The 20,480-nt window shown below is 46.7% G+C and carries 19 protein-coding genes and 1 riboswitch; of the genes, 10 read left to right on the forward strand and 9 right to left on the reverse strand.

Annotated features, from left to right (window positions below):
• Window positions 1-18: 18 nt before the first annotated feature.
• Genes AAAA73_RS17155 through AAAA73_RS17165 form a run of 3 tightly spaced genes read left to right on the forward strand, consistent with a single transcriptional unit; the run spans window position 19 to window position 3,091 of the window.
• Window positions 19-1,404, forward strand: coding sequence for an HD domain-containing phosphohydrolase (locus tag AAAA73_RS17155; protein WP_340599724.1), 1,386 nt, complete (start codon window positions 19-21; stop codon window positions 1,402-1,404).
• Window positions 1,405-1,443: 39 nt separating this feature from the next.
• Window positions 1,444-2,043, forward strand: coding sequence for a hypothetical protein (locus AAAA73_RS17160; RefSeq protein WP_340599725.1), 600 nt, complete (start codon window positions 1,444-1,446; stop codon window positions 2,041-2,043).
• 7 nt (window positions 2,044-2,050) lie between these two features.
• A complete protein-coding gene (locus AAAA73_RS17165) occupies window positions 2,051-3,091 on the forward strand; it encodes an NAD(P)H-dependent flavin oxidoreductase (RefSeq protein ID WP_340599726.1) in 1,041 nt (346 codons plus the stop codon).
• 25 nt (window positions 3,092-3,116) lie between these two features.
• On the opposite strand, the gene AAAA73_RS17170 is transcribed toward AAAA73_RS17165, so the two are convergent.
• Together AAAA73_RS17170 and AAAA73_RS17175 are read right to left on the reverse strand one after the other, a co-directional pair.
• Window positions 3,117-3,593, reverse strand: a complete 477-nt coding sequence (locus AAAA73_RS17170; RefSeq protein WP_340599727.1) for a hypothetical protein — start codon at window positions 3,591-3,593, stop codon at window positions 3,117-3,119.
• 130 nt (window positions 3,594-3,723) lie between these two features.
• Complete coding sequence (locus tag AAAA73_RS17175; RefSeq protein WP_340599728.1) at window positions 3,724-4,710, reverse strand: EamA family transporter; 987 nt, start codon at window positions 4,708-4,710, stop codon at window positions 3,724-3,726.
• A 28-nt stretch (window positions 4,711-4,738) separates the two neighbouring features.
• Window positions 4,739-4,836, reverse strand: a riboswitch (purine riboswitch).
• Between the two features lie 325 nt (window positions 4,837-5,161).
• Here AAAA73_RS17175 and AAAA73_RS17180 point away from each other — a divergent pair.
• Window positions 5,162-5,770, forward strand: coding sequence for a hypothetical protein (locus tag AAAA73_RS17180; RefSeq protein WP_340599729.1), 609 nt, complete (start codon window positions 5,162-5,164; stop codon window positions 5,768-5,770).
• 12 nt (window positions 5,771-5,782) lie between these two features.
• On the opposite strand, the gene AAAA73_RS17185 is transcribed toward AAAA73_RS17180, so the two are convergent.
• Entirely contained in the window at window positions 5,783-6,364 is a 582-nt protein-coding gene (locus tag AAAA73_RS17185; protein ID WP_340599730.1) for an HD family phosphohydrolase, read from the reverse strand.
• 300 nt (window positions 6,365-6,664) lie between these two features.
• On the opposite strand from AAAA73_RS17185, the gene AAAA73_RS17190 reads away from it, so the two are divergent.
• Window positions 6,665-7,516: a DNA/RNA non-specific endonuclease gene (locus AAAA73_RS17190; protein WP_340599768.1), complete on the forward strand. Its 852-nt coding sequence runs from the start codon at window positions 6,665-6,667 to the stop codon at window positions 7,514-7,516.
• A 5-nt stretch (window positions 7,517-7,521) separates the two neighbouring features.
• Here the strand turns inward: AAAA73_RS17190 and AAAA73_RS17195 are convergent, their stop codons facing one another.
• From AAAA73_RS17195 to AAAA73_RS17205, 3 genes are all read right to left on the reverse strand, one after another.
• Window positions 7,522-8,526: a hypothetical protein gene (locus AAAA73_RS17195; RefSeq protein ID WP_340599731.1), complete on the reverse strand. Its 1,005-nt coding sequence runs from the start codon at window positions 8,524-8,526 to the stop codon at window positions 7,522-7,524.
• A 106-nt stretch (window positions 8,527-8,632) separates the two neighbouring features.
• Window positions 8,633-9,418: a siderophore-interacting protein gene (locus AAAA73_RS17200; RefSeq protein WP_340599732.1), complete on the reverse strand. Its 786-nt coding sequence runs from the start codon at window positions 9,416-9,418 to the stop codon at window positions 8,633-8,635.
• A 139-nt stretch (window positions 9,419-9,557) separates the two neighbouring features.
• Window positions 9,558-13,619, reverse strand: coding sequence for an Ig-like domain-containing protein (locus AAAA73_RS17205; RefSeq protein WP_340599733.1), 4,062 nt, complete (start codon window positions 13,617-13,619; stop codon window positions 9,558-9,560).
• A gap of 351 nt (window positions 13,620-13,970) precedes the next feature.
• On the opposite strand from AAAA73_RS17205, the gene AAAA73_RS17210 reads away from it, so the two are divergent.
• The gene (locus AAAA73_RS17210; RefSeq protein ID WP_340599734.1) at window positions 13,971-14,387 is read left to right on the forward strand and encodes a hypothetical protein; all 417 of its coding nucleotides are present in this window, start codon (window positions 13,971-13,973) and stop codon (window positions 14,385-14,387) included.
• Between the two features lie 78 nt (window positions 14,388-14,465).
• Here the strand turns inward: AAAA73_RS17210 and AAAA73_RS17215 are convergent, their stop codons facing one another.
• Entirely contained in the window at window positions 14,466-14,939 is a 474-nt protein-coding gene (locus tag AAAA73_RS17215) for a cupin domain-containing protein (protein ID WP_340599735.1), read from the reverse strand.
• A 54-nt stretch (window positions 14,940-14,993) separates the two neighbouring features.
• A complete protein-coding gene (locus AAAA73_RS17220; protein WP_340599736.1) occupies window positions 14,994-15,668 on the reverse strand; it encodes a glutamine amidotransferase-related protein in 675 nt (224 codons plus the stop codon).
• A 135-nt stretch (window positions 15,669-15,803) separates the two neighbouring features.
• Between AAAA73_RS17220 and AAAA73_RS17225 the strand changes: the two genes are divergently transcribed.
• The 4 genes from AAAA73_RS17225 to AAAA73_RS17240 all read left to right on the forward strand — a co-directional run bounded on the left by AAAA73_RS17225 (window position 15,804) and on the right by AAAA73_RS17240 (window position 19,646).
• The gene (locus AAAA73_RS17225; protein ID WP_340599737.1) at window positions 15,804-17,009 is read left to right on the forward strand and encodes a hypothetical protein; all 1,206 of its coding nucleotides are present in this window, start codon (window positions 15,804-15,806) and stop codon (window positions 17,007-17,009) included.
• A 140-nt stretch (window positions 17,010-17,149) separates the two neighbouring features.
• Window positions 17,150-17,869 (forward strand): hypothetical protein, encoded by a 720-nt coding sequence (locus tag AAAA73_RS17230; protein WP_340599738.1) that lies wholly within the window; start codon window positions 17,150-17,152, stop codon window positions 17,867-17,869.
• A gap of 14 nt (window positions 17,870-17,883) precedes the next feature.
• The gene (locus tag AAAA73_RS17235) at window positions 17,884-18,555 is read left to right on the forward strand and encodes a hypothetical protein (protein WP_340599739.1); all 672 of its coding nucleotides are present in this window, start codon (window positions 17,884-17,886) and stop codon (window positions 18,553-18,555) included.
• Window positions 18,556-18,728: 173 nt separating this feature from the next.
• Window positions 18,729-19,646 carry a DUF6607 family protein gene (locus tag AAAA73_RS17240; protein WP_340599740.1) on the forward strand — a complete coding sequence of 306 codons (918 nt, stop codon included), beginning with the start codon at window positions 18,729-18,731 and terminating at the stop codon, window positions 19,644-19,646.
• Between the two features lie 50 nt (window positions 19,647-19,696).
• On the opposite strand, the gene AAAA73_RS17245 is transcribed toward AAAA73_RS17240, so the two are convergent.
• Window positions 19,697-20,476, reverse strand: coding sequence for a hypothetical protein (locus tag AAAA73_RS17245; protein ID WP_340599741.1), 780 nt, complete (start codon window positions 20,474-20,476; stop codon window positions 19,697-19,699).
• Between the last annotated feature and the right edge of the window lie 4 nt (window positions 20,477-20,480).

A 20,480-nucleotide genomic window follows, 5' to 3' on the forward strand; every position in this document is an offset into this window, starting at 1 on the left:
TCAACAGGAGGCTTCGCCATGAGAAGTCTCGATTTAGTCGTGGTCTCAGCAGATTCTCAATTCGTCAAAAGAGCAAGAACTCTTGCTGATACATTCTCTTTTGATTTTGCAAGTTTCAACGATCCGGATTCCTTTTTCGAGGAAACTGAAAAATACAAATCCATCACCTGTATCATTCTGGATTGCGCAAGAATCGAGAAACCAAATGAAGCCGCGGGTATGGTGCAGGTTGCCTGTCAGGTCGCGGCTGACAGCTACATCATCGCGGTCGTAAACTCCAAACTTAAACCCGAAGACGCCCGCATTGTGAAAACATCCGGTGCCTCTTTGGTTCTGATGGAGAATGAGTTCTTCACCACAAGCAAGTTGGAGTTCGTAACGACCCAGGTTATTCGCTCTTCCTATATCCCCATTAAGGTCTATGATATTCTGCCCGACACCGAATTGGATTTCCCGCTTCACTATATGATGCCCGCCAACAAGAAATTTCTGAAGATTGCCAAACCCGGCAGTCATATCGACGAATCATTTCTTAAGAAGTTTTCTGAGATGGGAGAACTTTATCTTAGAAGACAGGATCTCAATAAATGGATCGAATACTGTCGCAGCTTCGACAACCAGGATGAACTGAGCGCTCTGCGCCGCTGTCGCCTGCAGTTTCTGCAGATGAGTCAGTCCTTTCTGGAGCTTGCGTTGATGATCAGCGATCAAAGCTCAGCGGCTTCCTTTGCCCTGGGCAAGGAACTTTATGGAACGTGCGAAAAGTTCGCCAAGGAGCTCTTGTCCACGTTAGGAGTGATCAAGAATCCCTTTGAAATCATCAACAACTCCTCCGTCGGTGATTTTGGCTCCCTGGAACGAGCCCCCGCTATTGCCTCTTACGCTGCGGTCCTCAGTCAAAACACCGCTATCGGCAATCCCTTGGAGGTCATGATTGCAGCCCTGCTGTCCGATATCGGCTATCTGGAGCTCTCCCCTTCAGCCTCTGCCAAACTGCGCACCAACGATATCAAAAAAATGAATGCCGAGGAATTGCAAGAGTACCAAAAACATCCCATTTATAGCTTAAATCAGTGCCTTTCCCGAAAGATCCCACTCAATGAGGCGATGAAAATGATGATCCTGCAAAGTCATGAACGGACAGACCAAAAGGGATTTCCTCACCGTATTAATCCTGAAAAGCTTTCGGAGGAATCCATGCTGATCAGACTCTGCTGGGATCTGGACTCCAAAACCCAGGTGCGAATTGGAGAACCCCGTCCTGACATCTATAAGGTGATTGATCGTCTTTCCGATGCGGTCACCGGTGAAAGTGGAAATTTTTCGGTGGGGTTTACAACAAAAACCTCTCCGACTCTTCGGGCATTGCATTTTAAATCAGAAAGCCCGAATCCGCTTCAATAAAGCTTGTACACACCTTCAACCCCGCCCTATTCTGACAATATGAACAAGTGTCCGCTATGTCATAAAGAAGCTTTTTTCTCCCAAACTGAATCACTGGTGTGCGACGAATGCAATCTGCGCTTTTCGCGCGAAGAGGCGTTTGCAAAGGCGTTCTTCGGTGAAAAAAAATACTTCAAAAAGACCCGTGAACTTAAATATCAGGAAGAAACGCTTTCGGTGGAGGTTCATGCCGGTCTTGCGAAGTCCGGACTCCTGTACTATGCAACGGGCTTGATTATTCAGCATGAGATAAACTGCGATAACGATCAGAATTCCTTACTGGGAAGTGCCTACGAGCGAATCGCCAAAGACTACTGCGCCCGAGCACTTGAAGACCAGGAGTATCAGTTTATCGCAATCAAACATGAAGAACCTTACTACGCAGCTCCGGAACGCCTGAGGTTGCAGACACTGAACGCCGTCAGCATTGATATCGAAGATCACACAATAATCCTGATCACCGACAAGAATCGTCTGACTGCTGAATCCCCATTCTGGCCGCTCGTGACTCACTCTGATCTTGTTGTGTTGGTGGAAGGTCATCCGCAAGAAAACACATTAAAAAAGGCTGCCATTTTCCTAAAAAACCATATCCTGTGAGTCACCTATGCATCAAATTGGCAAACTCATTCTGCAAAAACCATTGATTCTGGCGCCCATGGCAGGCGGTCCCTCAACTCCCCAACTGGCAGCAGCTGTTTCAAATGCGGGAGCCTTGGGTTCACTGGGATGTGCCTATGAGTCCCCCGAGCAAATAAAGAAGACAATTCAAACTACAAAAAGTCTGACGGAAAACCCCTTTGCGGTCGGCTTGTTCGCACCAATTCAAGATCCAGTCTTAAATCACGAACAAATTGAAAAAGCCACCGCAGCTCTTGCCAGCTATCGGAAAGAATTGGAAATCAGCACGCTCCCAAACCTCCATTCCCCGTTGACGGAAGATTTTGACAAGCAATTCGAAATCGTCCTGCAGGAATCACCAGCGGTATTCAGCTTCACATTTGGTCTTGTTCCAAAAGAGTGCATCACAGCTTGCCGGTCCCAAAATATAGCAACCATTGGAACCGCCACAACAATTCAGGAAGCGCAGCTATTGGTCGACCTCGGAGTCGATGCCATCGTGGCTCAAGGAGTGGAAGCCGGTGGACACCGCGGGATTTTTTCTTTAACAAGTGAAGACCCACAGATCAGAATGTTGGATTTGGTAAAACTACTTTCGCAAAACGTAAAAACCACAATCATCGCGGCTGGCGGGATGATGACTGGCCGGGACATTCGCACAGCTTTGAATAGCGGAGCCCACTTCGCCCAACTGGGCACGGCATTTCTTCTTTGCGAAGAAGCCGGAACTTCAGAAACTTACCGCACTGCCTTGCTGAACTCCAAGAATTCAACAACGGATCTCACCCGCGCCTTTTCCGGAAGAATCGCACGTGGCATTGAAAATCGTTTTTTGAAAGAGATGAGAAACAAGGTCGACAGCATTCTGCCATTTCCGGCTCAGAATAACTTCACCCGGGACATCCGCAATAAAGCCACCCAGCTTGGTAAATCAGACTACTTGTCCCTTTGGGCTGGTGAAGGAGTGGCGAGGATTCGCAGTCTCCCGGCCAAGGTTCTTGTTGAGACCCTGTGGCAGGAGGACTAAAAAAGGGGCTCTGGGCCCCTTTTGATTACTTACAGCTTTCGATTTGTTTTTCTTGAACACGAATCGGACGCTCTTTGCGCCAGTCAGCTGCCTCGTAAGTGTATTGCAGGTAGCTTGTTGGGTATTGAGCCGTTTGCACTACAGACTTTTTGCAAGTACGACGAGTTGAATCAGTGTGATCGTATTTTACACAAACCACTTTTTCATAAAACGGAGATACTGATACCGTTTGTGCAGGAATTACTTTTACAGTACGACCTACGCATACTTTTTTTGGATAGTGGGAATCAGAACGATCCCAACGGATTGATTTGCAATATTCTTTGTTGTGCTGAGGAACGAAGACGCGGAAAACTTCATTTTTCTCGTCAACGCAAATTTGTTTCGCAGTTACTTTACCTTCTTGAGGTACGTAAGGGTTTTCAGAACGATTTTGAAAAGTTTCGCCATAAGCATGGGCGAACATCGGAAAAGCCAAAGCCAGTGCAATCAATAGTTTCATGGAGTACTCCTGTTTTTTTTCAAACAGTTAGTACGGAACACCTTTGTAAACAACAGGAATCAATTGGTGTTTGTTTTGTAATTCCCGCCAGCACTATGAAACGGCTTTAAATCAAACGTGGCCTTCCAAGCTAATGATTGCGCGCGTCAGGAACGATCATTTTAAAATTCAACAGAACGATGGCGACAATAATAATCAGGGCCCCCAACCATTGGGTGCCCGCCACCACTTCACTTAATACGGAATATGAAATCGTCATCGCGAAGGGCAATTCCAGCGCCGAAATAATACTGCCCAACCCCACACCAACAATTGGAAAACCTTTATTCAACATGATCGGCGGTATCACGGTTCCAAAGACCGCAACTATGAAACCGTAAGACAGGAAAATCGGAAAGTTGAACGCCTGATTGTGAATGAACTGCTCACCGATCAAGTGCATGCCAAAATAATAAGGCCCTAACTGAGTCAGGAAACCAAAGATCCCCACCACAACACAGGCCCCATACATCATGATCTGACTGCGTTTGATCGGATGTAGATGCGCTGCCACACTTTGGGTGGAAGCCAATGCCCAGCTAAATGCCATGGCCGCCAAAACAGCCAGCACAACTCCCCGCATATCCAATTTGTGAGCAGCTCCGAAAACGTTGGTCGCCATCAAAGTTCCGCACAAAACCATCACCACTGCCAAAACTTTGTCGATCCCGGGAGCGCGTTTACCACGAACTGACTCGATCACAATTCCCATCCAAACGGATTGCATTAACAGCACCACGGCGACCGACGCATCGATATACATCACCGACATGTAGTAAAGAACACTGGTCAAGCCCACCGGAAATCCCGCGATCACAAGCTGACGGAGATCCTGCGAATTTGTTTTTTCCTGGTTCTTATTGAACAGACTATTCATGATCGTCAAAATCAGCGCGCCCCAAATAACCTGGGAGATTGTGACCTCGGCTGTGGAGTAGCCGTGCTTGTATGCGAGTTTTACGAATGTCGAAAGCATTCCATAGCTGGAAGATCCCAAGGCGACAAACAATGCACCTGACAGAAGACTATTGAAACGAGAGTTCGCTTGAATTTCTAGGGACCCGGATGAACTTATCATAACTACCACTGACTAAAGTTTTTAAGCGTCAGTTAATAATCATTCCGATAGTCAACTTTTTGTGGAAGTTGGTAGAGACATTCAACCAGATCTTGAATTTATAAAGGATGTATTAACAAGGCGGAAGGTACCAGCATTCACTGGTTGAAACAATTCACATTCAAAATAGCGATCTTTCCTCGGATGTATAAGCTTAGGTCACCGTTGGCAATTTGGGCCCCTTACTGCCCCAACAGCCTTTCAAACCGCGCCATAGTTAATACCTTGGATCTCAGGCGCTATAAAATTGGCACGTCCATCGCACTTCTGCGACCTTATGCGATCATGGTTCTTAGGACTGCTTATACTTACCTCTACTTTGACGGCACCGGCCTGGGCGGCCCCTATTGATGTCGTCCTGGATATCGATTGGACAACCTTTTATACCATAAAGCCTGAAGATAAAAATCAGATGGATCCGAAAGCAATTCAAATTGCCGGCAAAACATACCGTCCAACGGAACATCTGGGTGAAGTCCTAGAGAAGCTTCTGGCACTTCCTGATATCCGAATCAGTTTTTTCAGCGGTGGAGAAACCACTCGCAACGAGGCCCTACTAAAAGCATTTAAATTGCCTTCAGGTCGCTCTGCTTTTGATATTTCATACAAAGTACTGTCTAAACATGATTTGACAGTGGTCTCTGAAGACCAGTCCTTGGGGTTTGCAGATCGCTATAAAAAAAATCTTGAAGGCATTCTTCCAGGCGCGACCATGGAGCGAACCATCCTGATCGATGATCAGATCAAGTTTGCTGTGGCACCGTGGAAAGCGGTTGATTCCCTGGGACACCTTGAGTTTCAAAGTAAATTTGATCCCGAAAAAGTCGGTCAGTTCGAACACCCAGCTACAGTGGAACAATGGCAGACCGAAAAAGACAAAGCCTTAATGTGGTTGGCCCTTATCGAAGAGGCTCTGAACACATCCAGAAAACTGCACACACCGTTCAGCACTGCCGTGACTGAAATCTGGGCACAGAAATCACACCGTCCCCTGTGCAAAAACGTTTTCAACGTCAATTAATCCCTTACGGAACTAGGACTGCCTCAACAACTGACGAGCGATTTCCAGGAATCGAGCCTCGGTCACTTCTGGCGGCCACGGAATAATCGGGAAATCAAAAGGTTCGTCGTCTGCTATGTTCCAGGACTTAAGATCCTTGGTGATAAGATCGCGAACTTCGGTCGCCAACAAACGACGATCAATTTGTTTCACCACTTTTGGTAGCGGAAAATCCAAATTAAATTTTTTGGAGATCGCCCAGTGAATACGTGACTCAATAATTTCAAAATCCGGAAGCAATGCTTTAACCGGAGAAACCAGATCACCAATATAAGCCTCTGTGGCATCATGAAATAGCATATGAAGCGCGATATCCTTGGTTGGCGATACTTCCGCTCCAAGGCAGGAGTGCTGCCCTACTGAATAAAAAAATCGAGTATGACCGTTAAAGCGGGCCTGGCGCGCCAACGCACAGGCGATGTCTTCAATTTTAATCGCCTCCGGTTCCGGCTGAAGAATATTAAAACGATTTCCCGACAGGGTGATAACCCAGGATTTTTGGATGATTTCGGGACGATTAAGATTTTCTGTGAGTGGCGGCAATTCCATGATCATGGCATTTGTGAGTATCTCAATCCCTTCAGAGTTTCATGAGAAATCTTGATGATGCACAGGGCAAGACCACACATTTCAAGGAGCGAAGGTTACAAACTCACATTTTGCAAATTCCACAAGCTATTGTGACAAAGTTCGTCTTTACATTACTCCCATGAAGTCATTCTGACACCAGCTTCAGAGCCAATTTTCGGCCCGATAAAATAAGTTTTTCTGTACCGACGATTATGCCTTCAAAGAAATTTCCCATGCGAATAAGTTGCGCCCGAGTTTACAGCTCAAAATAAAGGAGTGATTGAAATGAATTTTATAAATGCACCTTTACTGACACTATTACCTCTGGTCATCTTCGTATTTCAGACAAGATGTTATGCCGCTGTTGAAGGTATAATTGGAAATATGCCTTTGGATAAGAATCCAAACATAACCCGGCAACTGCCACACACGAATGCTTCGGAGATTATTATCTCTCGCAAGCAATATGTGATTTCATACAACAAAACCACCCGCTCACCCAATTGGGCCGCCTGGGAATTGGATCCAAAAAAGATAGGCTCGGCCGATCGCTCCGACAGCTTTATTCAAGATGCCGAGCTGGAAGAATTTCTGGACAAACAAGGAAGTCCCTTCCGAGCCGTCACCTCGACGGAGTATAAAGGGACCTGTTTTGATCGTGGGCATCAGGTTCCCTCGGCGGATCGAACCAACAGCACCCGGGATAACGAAGCCACCTTCACCATGAGCAATATGCTTCCTCAGACACCTTTTTTAAATAGAGTGATGTGGGAGGACCTTGAACGCTACACGAGGGATCTGGTTTCCATTAAAAACAAAAAGGCCTACGTGATTGCCGGTCCAATTTACGATCAAAACTTTGGCGCCATTGGTCCTAACAACGACATACCCGTTCCGTCGAAAAACTTTAAGATTATTTTCCTGCTGGAGCCAAATCAGACCGCGAAAGAAATCACCAAAGACACACCCGCCCTGGCAGTCATTTTACCAAACACCCTGGCTGACGGAAGTGCCGTTCCGACCAGGGAGAGCGTTGATTGCGAAACGCTAGGGGATCAGGCCTCTGGGAAAGCCGATTGGAATAGCTACCGAACCACGGTAGATGAAGTGGAAAAGCTGACCGGTATCAGATTTTAAGGATTCTATTGATCCAATGGCGGCGGATACGTATTGACCATTTCCTGCATTGTGGATCCGTAGCGGCCGTTTGGCACAATCATGGTTGCCTTACGCCACTCCGGAGTCGCCAGGATAAAGCGACCTTGTCCGACACCAGGGGCATAACCCCAGGTCGTGTTCACAGCTTGCGCATTTGGCCAGTAGTCCGCCCCCACGTTCACCAGATACTTGGCCGAGCTGCGATCATCGGTCCCCGCCGCATTTTCCAAAACCAGGCGGGTTTCCATACTCACGAACACGGCCCGGATATCCTGAGGCACAATCGTCGAATGTGTCCCGTATCCATGGGCGAACAGAGGATACTTCGGTTTAAAAGAAAGCCCACCTGAGGACTCCACCTTGGTGCCAGAGCTGGCTGAGTACGTGAACGGATACTTCCAAGTATCCGTGTATGGAGACGGGTCATTTTTGAGCAAACTCCAAGTGCGTGTCGATTGGGACAAAACAAATATTTTCATATTGCGATACTGTACACGCGTATTTGTGGCTGAATTTCCAGTCGCTTCGAAAACCTGCAACCAGGAATTCAAGGTGTAACACCACTCTGGCTTGGAGTACTCAAACCAACTTGGAATATCAGCCCCTGATGGCGACTGCATGATGATCATAGGCTTTGTTTGCCACTCATAGCGGATATCCGGAATAACGGCTTCGTGAGAGGAAGCCGATTGACTGGCCACCATATCAATAATCGCCTGACTGGCGCCTGGAGTGGCCGTAGGAGATGGGGATGATGTTGGTGTTGGTGTTGGTGTTGGTGTGACAGTCGGAGTTGGTGACGGGGTAACTGTCGGTTTTGGTGTCACTGAGGGCGATGGTTGCGGAACCGATTCTGATCCTTGCCCTGTTGTTCCATCAATCGGCGTCTGGGATTCAAACTTCGAACACGCCGTAATAAGTACCAAAAAAAATGAAAGAACTCCGATGCGGAAATTGGTCGTAAGAGTCGGAATTCTATTATTGTTCATAGTCCTATTCTAATCGACAGATACATTCACAATAATCAGATAAAATATGGAAATCCCAAAGCGAGACAAGCTTTTCGTTCCAACCATTCAAGTCGAATGAAACACTTTACCCGGCCTCTCCATTCTTCCAATATCCTGTGGCTTTGATCCAAGATTCCTCGGCGCCTTTCACATCCAAAAGCAGGCTCTTTAATTCCATCGCACAGCCTTTTTCAGTGCCGATCCAGGAAAAATAGTCCCCGCTTGGGAATGGTTCCTTCAACACCGCCTCTTTAAGCATTTCAACTGATGTAGCGTCATTTCCATTTCTAAAGACCCAGTGAATGGCAACGTCAGGTCCATGCTGCAACTGAATTTTTTCGGATTCATTTTTAACTTGAATAAAGACCACGGCTTTTGCATTCGAGGGAATCTCTTCCAAACGTCTGGCAAAAGAGGGCAAGGATGTTTCGTCTCCGATCATCAGGTACCAGTCAAATTCATACGGGACGATTTTAGAACCTCTGGGGCCACCCATTGTAAACTTGGATCCAACTTCAGCCAGCTGGGCCCATTGCGATCCCGGTCCCTTGCCATGAAGCACGAAATCTATTTCAAGTTCCTTGGCTTCGGCATTGTAGCGGCGCGGAGTATAGTCTCTCATTATGGGAGGTCTGTCTTGTTTCGCATCTGGCGCGAGCATGGAGGGAATAACCGGTTCGTCTTCTCCGGGATAAGCAAAAAATGCTTTCACGTGATCATCCGGAGACATGGAAACGAATCCTTCCAGGTCATCACCAGTCAAAGTGATTCTCTTAAGACTTTTACTTAGAAGCTCGGTTTTTTTGACCGTCAGCTTTCTAAGTTTCACTGTATGCATGACTGTTTTGATTTCTCTGTTCTTGTTTTCCATTCAAATCCCTCGATCTTAAGTCACTTTCAGACTATGCGAGGAGATTTGGAATCTGCAATTCAATACTCAGGAACCATATTAAGTGACAATAAGATGAGAGAAGTTAGGTTGGTTAAATGGCATTCGTGCATTGAGTGTTCTAAGGCACAACCCACGTAGTGACATCCACCGGAATAAGCCAAGACTGAAAAACAGACGCATTCGCCAACAGACCATTTACAGACGGCCCCAAACACCACAAAGTGGAATCGTTCTTCAACAGACATCCAGCAACAGTAGTATTGATATTATTAAATGAGAGATCCTTATAATCAGTTGCATTCGGAATTAACGTTGGCGTTCTGGTAGCGGATGTAAGGTTAATCAAACGCGCGAAAGAGCCATAAGCATCCCCCCAGCATTTTATTCCCACATTCGTAAGTCCACAACCACCATTCTCGCCAATTCTTAGCGAGGTGTACTCTGCTGCGCTATCAACCAACGTCGGTGTCGTTTTCACGGTAGTAGAATTCAGCCCTGTTCTATATCCAGTGGAACTACCCCAGCAATACAAGCTATTGGAGCCATCACGTATTGCGCAGGCATAATCACTACCGACGGAAACTGATGTATATAAATCGGTTGCACTGACCACCTGTGGAGTATTGTAACGATCCGGAGTGATGCTCCCCAAACCTGCCTGGTAGGAGGTATTGGCTCCCCAGCATTTCAATATTTTATCTTCGGTAACTCCACATGTATGGTAAGTGGCCTTGGGAGCTACGCTAATGTCCCGATACCGCACTCCGGGATCGATCACCTTTGGCTGCGACGAACCAGGGATAACGCCGGCATCCCCAAGTTGCCACAGATTGGAATTATAACCCCAGCACTTCAAAACTCCATCCATTGTGATTCCGCAAGTCATAGAATTGCCAGCAACAATTTTTTTATACTTTGCACCACCGTCCACTAATCTTGGAGTTGGGGATGATGTCGCACCAGCAAAGCCCAAAACACCGTCACTGTTCCTGCCCCAACATTTTACTGTATCATCGGTGGTGATCGCACAGCCGTACATGTCCCCTACGGCCACTGATTTGTATGTTAATCCCCGATCCAAAACGATAGGACTTGACCGAACAACCCCGACTCCAGAGGTCCCGTCTCCAATGGAAGCTGTCGTTCCATTCCCCCAGCACTTCAATCGATCGAATGAGTCGATTCCACACGACAAAGTTGAACCAACCGAGATCTGCTTATAGTTCTGGCCAATATCTGACTCAGCAATAATACTACGATTATTTTCCAAACCATCACCAACGCTTTGACTCGCATAAGATCCCCAGCATTGAATTCTTTGGTCGGTGGTAATTCCGCAAGAGTAATTATTACCTGCATCCACTTTTAGAAATGTGGAAGATCCGCCCACCACTGTTGGTACCAGTTTGTTTGCCACGCTATAGTTGCTGCCATCACCTAATGCTCCGGCATCCGAGGAGCCCGTTCGATTGGAACCCCAACAAACTGCCTGGTTGGAGGTCATACGTACCGCGCAGGTATGGGCATTGCCGACGGCAACGTTTAAATACTTATTCCCAGCATCAATCGCTTTCGGAACATCGCTGTAAGTTGTAGTCCCATCGCCCAAGTTTCCTGAACTATTGGAGCCCCAGCAGTACAGGTAGTCATTCAAGTCAATCGCGCACGCATGATTTGCATACATACTCAAACTTTTAAACTTAACTGCAGTTGGAACGAGCGTCGGAACCAACACTTCCGCCGTTGCGGCCCCATTCCCTTGCAAATAGGAAGTATCGTCTCCCCAACAATACAGGTCACCAACAGAGTTCAATGCACAGCCCGCCCAATTTCCTCCGGCGATAGCTACAAAGTCATGGGTTGAAGTCACACTTGTTGGAGTTGTGACGGCTGCTGTGGCTGCTCCATTAGCAAGTTCACCGCGAGTTTCAGAACCCCAGCAATAAATGTCGCCCAGCTTGATTCCACAAACCGCACGACCAATCGGCGCGACATCAGTGAAATCAGAACCAACAAAGGACGGTGAATAGCTTGCCGTGTTGTTGCCATTGCCCAGTTGGTAAAAACTGTTATTTCCCCAGCAATACAATTCACCACTACTGCGAATTGCACAGTTTGTACTTGAACTTGAATCTGTCGCCACCTTTGTGTAGCTTTGACCGCTGTCTATGTCTTTGGGCAAGACGAGTTGATCAGTTGTTCCGTCGCCTGAGTTCGCCCCCCAACAGCGCAGTCGCCCGTTACTAAGAATGACACACCGACTGCTATGTCCGATCCCCAACTCAATGACAGAGCTATGCACACTGTCCGCGTCATTAATATGCAAACGACTTTGATAGTCTACGCCAAATCGAACCAAGGGACTGCTCGTGTAATGCAGATTCATTTGCATATACTTATTTTCGGATCCAGGATTCTGGATCAGATTAAATGGAATATCCACGATCGTCGGATTCGCAGAATTTGCGGGAATCGTAACACTTCCCTCGGTCGGTAAATCGTGATCAATGCCGCTCACGGCATTACCAACAAGGCGATAGTGAATCGTCACGTCGTAAGGTTTGGTACCTCCCAGACGAACCTGAAACTTTTGTGCTCCGACTGCTGATTCCGAAACAACTTGTTCTTTTTGAACAAAACTAACAGGGATTACTGTTGTGTCGTATATAAAGGTTTCCGTATTTGAAACGACGTTATCAAGTCCTGCGGCATCTTTGACTCTGATCGCTGGAAGTGTGATCGACTTCGTTCCCGTACCGGACGGACTCATTTGAAAAGTCCACGTTGTTCCAAACCCCACCAGAGTTCCCAGTTGAGCATTGGTTCCACCAACCACCGTGAAATCAGAAAGATCCAAACCCGTCACGGGTTCACTGAAGATCACCGTAAAACTCATCGGAGAAGTGTACGAATACGGACCGATATCACTGGTAACAACAACAGTTGGTTGAATTGTGTCAAGGATACTGGATACACCAACCGGCCCTTGCACACCATTTCCTGCGGCATCGCTCACCGCATTGTCAGGAATACTGACCCCAAAAGTCCCTTCTGCTGAAGGTGTAAGAGTGATTGTATAAGTTGTCCCACTTCCAGTTATGGAAGCGGTCGCATTGGTTAGGTTTAAGTCTGAAAGATCAAAACCGGTTACAGTTTCAGAAAAAGTCGCGGTCACCGCAACGGATCCCGCCGTCGTCCTATAAGTGGGAAGACTTGATAGTGTTACCGTCGGCCGAATCGAATCGTACTTCCTTTGCAACCATGCGGAAGCCAGAGACAGATTCGTTGCCGCATCCACAGCCGCGTTTTCGACCGCGCGAACTCGGAAGTCCCCTTCCGCAATAGGCGCCAAAGTAAAGGTGTAGGTATCCCCACTCCCGGCAAAGTTACTGACCACCGCATTTTCAACTTCCAAATCGGCGCCCGTAAAACCCGTTACACCAGCACTGAATGTCACTGTCACATTGATCGCAGAATTAACGTTACTCCCCGCCGCTGTCGTGAGTACCGGCAATGGACGGTCATTATTAAAAGCCACTGAAACCGAATTGGTGGCCGAGTTTGGATTGGTCACCAGATCCGTAATTTTTCCTGCAGGATAATCAACAGAGACAGTGCCGTTTGCAGAGGGCACCACTTCAAACGTAAATACCGAACCGGAGCCCGTGACTTGGCTTACACTGCCACCGGTAACATTAAAGTCTCCAGGCAGAGGCTGGCCATCCACCGGCTCACTAAAGGTCAATGTGAAAACGATGGGCGTGTCCTTCGTAGGATCGAGGCCTGAATAAGAAATGGTCGCCGTGGGATTTGTACGATCGTTATAAAACTGCAGCAGATTCGAAACCGAATTGGGTACCGACACTGAGTTTACGACTGAGTCCTGATTTAATTGAACGCTGACATTTCCTTCAGCTGTTGGAATTAAAACAATCGTATATTCCGTATCTGTCACTTTTACCAGTTGCGTGGCCGTACCGTTAAGAACGGTAAAATCAGAAAGGTCCAGTCCATCAATGGGAGTATTAAACTGAACCGTCACTGCCCACTGCGCTTGATTATTATTCGCTGCTATTGCCGAGGACAGGATTGCCTGAGGAGTCGGTATAGTTAAGCTGGCTAGCTTGTCCGTAATTTTCAAAGACAGGCTGCAACTGGAAAGCACCAATCCCAAAAACATCACAATAACGTTCCGACAAAACAAGCTGAAGACCATGACTACTTATCGGATTTAGATGGAAACCTCGATAGGAAACCACGACACAACTTCTGATTTTGACCAAAATTTGTTCGGTCAACTTGACTCAATTGCGATGTTTCTTACTCGAGAATGTGAAAAATTATACCTAAAAAGAGACAGACTCAGTATCTGTTCGGCCATCATCCGGGACCAAAACTTCCGTCCCGATCCGGCACATGAGTTCCAATTTCCTGATGGTTACGTTCTAATCATTCTATTATACAAAACAGTCGAGAATCCTTTAAACACGTTCTTGTCATAAACAATACTATTTAATTAAAGGAACGAATTATGAAAGCTATCAGACTTCTTATCACGCTAAGCGCTTTACTGATCACTTCTATGGCAATGGCCAAGGAATGCGTTGATGCTCAAGGCAATGATATTTTGAATCAGCCGCAAGCATTTCGTGAGTTGATTGAGAAATCCAACAACTGCCACGAAGCTGTTGAGCTGGCAAGAGCTTGTGCCTGGGGCTCCATGGTTGACGTCTACACCGCAGGAGCTGCCTACGAAGTTTGCCACACTCAATTTTCCAAAATGAACCCCGACAAAGCAGACTCGGCCCTTTTGGTTTCCATGAGTGAACGATGCGTTGCTCACCATGACAACGAAGGTGGTACAATGGCTAAATCCACCACCGCTTTCTGTCATATGAATGCAATCGAGTTCGTGGTGAATTTGGTAACAACGACTGAGGTTTTCTAAAAGACCGGTTCCAAAGCTGACAAAAAACATTGTCAGCTTTGCACTTACCGCGACTCGACAATAAAAGGTGCCAGGAATCTATCGCTGAGTCAGATCTTTTGCAGCCCTCGGATCATCTGAGGGATTGATATAAGTAATCCCCCAAGGCCCCATACCATTCAACTGCACCACCGCATCTTTTTCTGCGCGAGCAAAGTGATGGGTACCTGCTTTCATGCGAGCGAAGCTTCCCGGTGGTAACTTCATCAGTTTCGATTTTACGTCACTTCCCGTTGCCATCGAAAAGGTTCCGGAAATGACAGTTACATTTTCATCCTGAGGATGGAAGTGCGGAGGAATCATATACTTCGCCGGCATTTTCAAGCGCATACCAAACGGACCAGCCACGGATGGATCCCCATACATGATGGCTACTTTTGCCCCTTTGGGTAAAGATGGAGGTCCATCCACCCATTTCATCTCCTGCGGAGTCATCATAACGTGATCAGCTTCGTCAGCTGCCACTGAATAGATTGGAAATATCAAACCGATTGCAAAAAAAAGCTTAACCATACATTCCCCTTTTTCTCTATGGAGATTCCATTTGAAAGGGAACGACCACGTAATTCAAATTGGCTTTTGGCAATCTAAGAACAACAGATCCAGCTGGTTGAAATACCAATCTTGCAAAGGCTTTTGCAATCCAAGCGAACTTAGCATTTGCTCTCTGGTTTGGACATTGCCAGATCGCACCGAAAGATCTTTGTCGGCGCAGTACTTAATCCAGTCCGTTGTGGTTTCTGGATGAAACTGTGTCGCAACAATATTACCACCAAAGCGATATGCTTGGTTTTTGCAAAACTCGTTGGTCGCAATCAGCTCAGCACCCTTCGGCAAATCAAAAGTGCACAAGTGAGACTGAAAAGCCTGAAGCTTTGAACCATCTTGCAATTCAACTTCAACGAACCCCGACTCCCAGCCTGAAGGATGAACGTAAACCTTTTCGCCCAAGACTTCCGCCAACAATTGTGCCCCTAAACACAGTCCAAAAATTTTCTTATCACTATTAACGGCTTCCTTCAGAAACTTCTTTTCGGCACGAAGCCACGGGAATTTTTCTTCTTCAAAGGTATTAGCCGTGCCCCCGCAAATCACCACACCCACATACTCGTCCAACTGCGGTACCAGCTGCTGATCGGCCGGACGCCAATATTCAATTTGAATGCTATTTTTTGCGGCCCACTCTAAGGTGGATCCCGCAGGAACCGTATCTTGATGTTGTATGATCAGGAGCTTTTTCATTTGTCCAAATGCTATCCCATAAGTATCTAAATTTGCTAGGTGTTTAAGGCTTAGACGGTCACTTTACGGCAATTCGTTATCCAATTCGAGCTGAGACCGGTGCCGATTTTGCTATTATGTTCGACGATGTTAAGTATGAAGATCCTTATGACCTCATTGATGCTATTTGGTGCCACTGCAACTCAAGCTGCTGGGATGTGCGAACATATCTTTACCAATGAGCCCTCGACATACTACCAATCTTCCCGCCAATTCATCGGTAGCGAATTCAACCTCGTCTTGAACGATGTGAACATGGCCTTGTTCGATCGCCTTGTGAATAAACAATCTGATTACACCCTTGCAGACCAAAAAGCATTTTCTCAGCTGCTTCGCGATTTGGCATTTAGTGATACCAATCAAAAACGACAGGCTGAAATTGTACTCGACAGAAATATATCATTAGAAGAAGCCACTGCTTTAAGAGTTGCACGAGCCCTGGGGCGCACTGAAAACGGAAAAAAAGAGGATTTACTGGCTTACAGTGGCAACTACACTTCGGATCAAATTGCCCGCAAAGATCGAATTCTTGAACTCACTGGATTTTCCTTGGCTGAGCGCTTGGCCCTACAGGGAAACAAACTGGTTGATGATATTCTGACTCGGTACACAGCTGAAAACTTAATCTGGGATAATATCTCAAAAACTCCAGGTCAGGCTGTTGCGATGAACCGCGAGGTTATGGCGCAGATGAATGCTTTATCCCTGCAATCTTCCAAGGACGGGGCAAAATCAGGCCTTAAAGCAAAGGAAGCCAAGGCCCTGTATGAAGAAGTCACCCGTCACCCCATAGCGCGGCTGATGAATGTGAAAAAGTATGACCCTGATAGCGCCATGGGCTTCTGCTTTGGTCGCGCCATGACAGCGCACTTTGAAGCTTTGCGCATGGGTGTCGCCAAAGAATCGATTCGCAAAGTTTATGTTGTTGGCGCCATGAAGGCCTTGGTTGGAGATATCGTTTGGCAATTTCACGTTGCCACAGCTATTAAAGGCACCGACGGCGGCTGGTGGGTGATTGACCCCTTCTTTGGCAAGGTCGTGAAGCTGGAAAAATGGTATGAACGCATGTACAGTCACGACAAGAACGGGACTTTGCGGCTCTATGTCTCCGATGCCAATCGCCTGGGGGCGACCAGTGGCGGCCACTATGATAAATCTCATTTGATGATGGATTTCTATAATGGCTATTTCAAAGATCTCTTCAACTACTATGACTTGAAGGCCAAAAATCAGATTCCAGCCAAACCCCTCCAGATCAAAGCGATGGACTGGGCTTTATCAGTCATTAACCTTGGCATCTAAGTCTGTCGACTCCATAGACAGTCATAGTTTTCTTTCAACATTAGCAGTTTGAAACAAACCAAATCTTAACAAGTGCTACATTCACCTTTACGAGGTGAACTCTGAAAGCGCTTATCGTTGGGCTCATTTTCAGTCTTGGCTTGTCTGCTTATGCAGAAGAAAAGACTGAAAGCCTTTATAAATTTAATCCGGTCACCAGTGCTTCCGCAAGAACGCTGCCGCAATGGCATGTGGCTTTCCAAAAAGCCGGCGGCGCCAATATCAACTCGAATTTTCTGGCAAACTCCCTGAGCATCGGGATCTTGCCTCGCTTTGAAATGGGCGTGATTCCCCTTTTTTACACCAATAAAAACAGTTCCAACTACACTGGTAAAGTAAATTTCTGGAAGGGCGATCAGGTGGACTGGGCTTTCTCCTTCACCGAGGCTCGCTTTCGAACCGAAATAAAGCAAAACGCGCAGGTTATTGAAAGACCAGATCTGATTTTAAGATCCATGCAACTGGGACTAAACTATCGTATTCCTGACTCTGATTTCACGATCTCCCCTTTTGTAACTTCCGTCTCTGGATACCTGAATTCAAAGGATGCCGTTGCGTTCATTTACTCATATGAAATAAAAACTGAATGGGGCCTCGACATGCAATGGAATTTCCAGGATCGACAGTGGTTGACTTTAGGTTATGGCTTTTTGCGCAACTCCGGGATCTCTGCCTACGAAATGATGAGCTCTGGCTTTGGCTTCGCCTGGTCGTTTTTCCGGCCCAAGGAGTTGTTCTCGCGACCTTCGGTAGGGCTTTACTACACCCCAGAAACAGCTAATACATTGTTCCTGGCAACATCCACCTTTTACGAATTTTAACCATTGAGGCGATCATGTTTGTAAATACAATCAAAATCAGCAATGACAGCAATACGCTTCAAGAGGAATTTATGTCCATTGCCTTGAACATCTCCGAGATGCTCAAGGGCGAAGGCAAAACAGTTCGTCCTTTCGTTGAAGGACTGCCTCATTTCTCAAAACTACCAACAGAGAAAAAGCTGCACATCATTCAACAGGTGCGTTTTTACCAGGAGCTTTGCCAAGGGCAACTGAATGATGGATATAAAATCAGTGACAGCCCTACGTTTACCTGGAGAGCATTTCGTCATTTGGGCTTGGCACCCTGCAAGGACTTTTTTAGCTTCCTTACCCAGGACGACATCGTAGAGATCTATTCCAAGGACCAAATTCAGCTTTTCCGAAACTTTACGTTCTTTGACTTCTGTTCTTACACACTGGAGGAGCTATACACCTTTGAATGGTGGAACCTTTTTCAGAGGGAAGAAAAGCACACACAGATGATTCTGGACGAAGTCGCCAAGGTGATTTCCGGTGAAATCCAAAGCACTTATGAACCCGGTCTGCCTGCCCACGAGCTTCGTGAGATTCGTTCTGCGGAGAGGTACTCCATGACCATGAGCTTGCGCTGCCTGGCTCCTGTTTATAAGAATAAACAGATTGAGGGACTCGTTGTATTGGAACGCGCCAGAATTCTAAATAACTAGCGACCACAATTCATTCTATCGGGGTCATGTCGCCACGCAACGGCGACGCCTGCAACCTGTCATTTACAGGGGAAACACGCTCCCCGTTTTCACTTGCCTTTCACTGCGCTTGAAACATTACTCATTGCCGAGGTCTCCTGCTAGCCTTTCGACACCCATGAAAGGAGCTTCCATTGAGACATCTACTTGTTCTTCCATTTTTGACTCTTGCGAGTTTCGCCGCCCAAGGTAGCGATATCTCCAGTGATAAAGCCAATATCAAATCTTTCCAAGGTTGCTTTGAAGTGAGTTTCAACTTCGTTGAAACATTCCCTTTGATTGAGGGTTATAAAACCACTGCACCTTACCATTCCAAAGCTTTGGAATATGTGGTTGTCGATCAAGAGGCTGACAAAGAAGTGGGTTTGCAACACATCCTACTGGTGGGTAAAGACGGAAAAATGACACTAAAACACTGGCGTCAAGAATGGCACTACGAGCCGACTTCCGCATTGGAGTTCAAAGGTAACAACACTTGGCAACAAAGAACACTGACGGTGGAAGAATCCGAAGGTCGCTGGTTGCAAAGCGTGACTCAGGTCGACGATGCGCCAAGATATGAATGCGCTGCCAAGTGGGTAAGCACTGGTGAAAGCAAGTTCTGGGAATGCACGTCCTGGAATCCACTTCCTCGCCGTGAATACACAAAACGCAGTGACTATCAGGTGATCGAGCGTCGTAATCGTCAAATGATCACAAAAGACGGCTGGATCCACGAACAAGACAGCCAAAAGCTTCGCCTAAACGGCGAAACTGCGACGGCCTTCACTAAAGAGCGCGGCGAGAACATCTACAAACGCGTTGATGATTCCAAATGTCAGGCGGCTGCCACTTGGTGGAATGACCACAAAGACGGCTGGAAAGTGATTCGCGCCAGCTGGGCGAAAGTTCGCGCTGAAAATCCAAAATTGAAATTGAACTTTAAAGATCCAGAGGGCGACCTTTGGCAAAAGCTTTTCGCACTGGAAGACACTGCGAAAACAAATGGCTGGCCGGAAAACAAACTGGCTAAAGAATCTGAAGCGATGATTCGCACCTACGTAATTCAATAAATAAAAAAACCCAGCTCTGATAAAGCTGGGTTTTTTATGCCTAAAAACGCTTACTCGTAAACGAAGTCTGGATAGTAGATTTGAACACGAGCCAGGTATTCCGAAAGAGCTTTGGGGCTTTTTTGATTGATTTGTACTCCACGCAAAAGATAAGGCGTTGCCTGCTCAAGGGCTACACCCGACTGAGTCATCAGTAGTAAGGCATTGGTGATATTCGTGGCACTCGCCGACGCTTCACCTTTTTCATCAAAGGAAAATTCAAGATCCAGTGCTTTTCCCAGCACCTCTGCTTTCTGATCCGCAGGTATATCCAGGGCATGAACCAGATTTAAAGTCATCTGATGAATGAAAGGATCCTGTTTCAAAATAGCATCATTTAACAGAATTTCCTTCACAACTTCCTCTTTGTTATCATTCAAATCAGAAATCATAGTTCCCATAAATTCATAAAATTCAGGGGTGTTCTCCATTACCAAACCGGCAGCAATGTAGTGGCGAATTTGATTCACTGACTTGTTTTTGGGAAGCATACCTTCCAGTTGCGCATTAAGCTCGGCCACGTCCTCGTTTTTAAGCAGCTTTTCACTGAAATACTTTTTATAAAAAGGACTCTGACCTTGAACCTCTTCCGTCGATGGCAAGCTGCCTTTAGAGGCTTCGTCGTCAGCACTGACCGATGCCGGGGACCGGCCACTGGATCGAGTTCCCGTGACCTCCTGAAGCCCTTGCAATGGTTCAATGCCAGCGCTGTCTGGCTGATTTTTTTGCAAACCCCAATAACAAAGCAGCCCCAGAAATCCAAATGATGCAGCCACAACTTTAACGTTCATCGAA

It is taken from the genome of Bdellovibrio sp. GT3, assembly GCF_037996765.1.
In the GTDB taxonomy this organism is placed as follows: Bacteria; Bdellovibrionota; Bdellovibrionia; order Bdellovibrionales; family Bdellovibrionaceae; genus Bdellovibrio.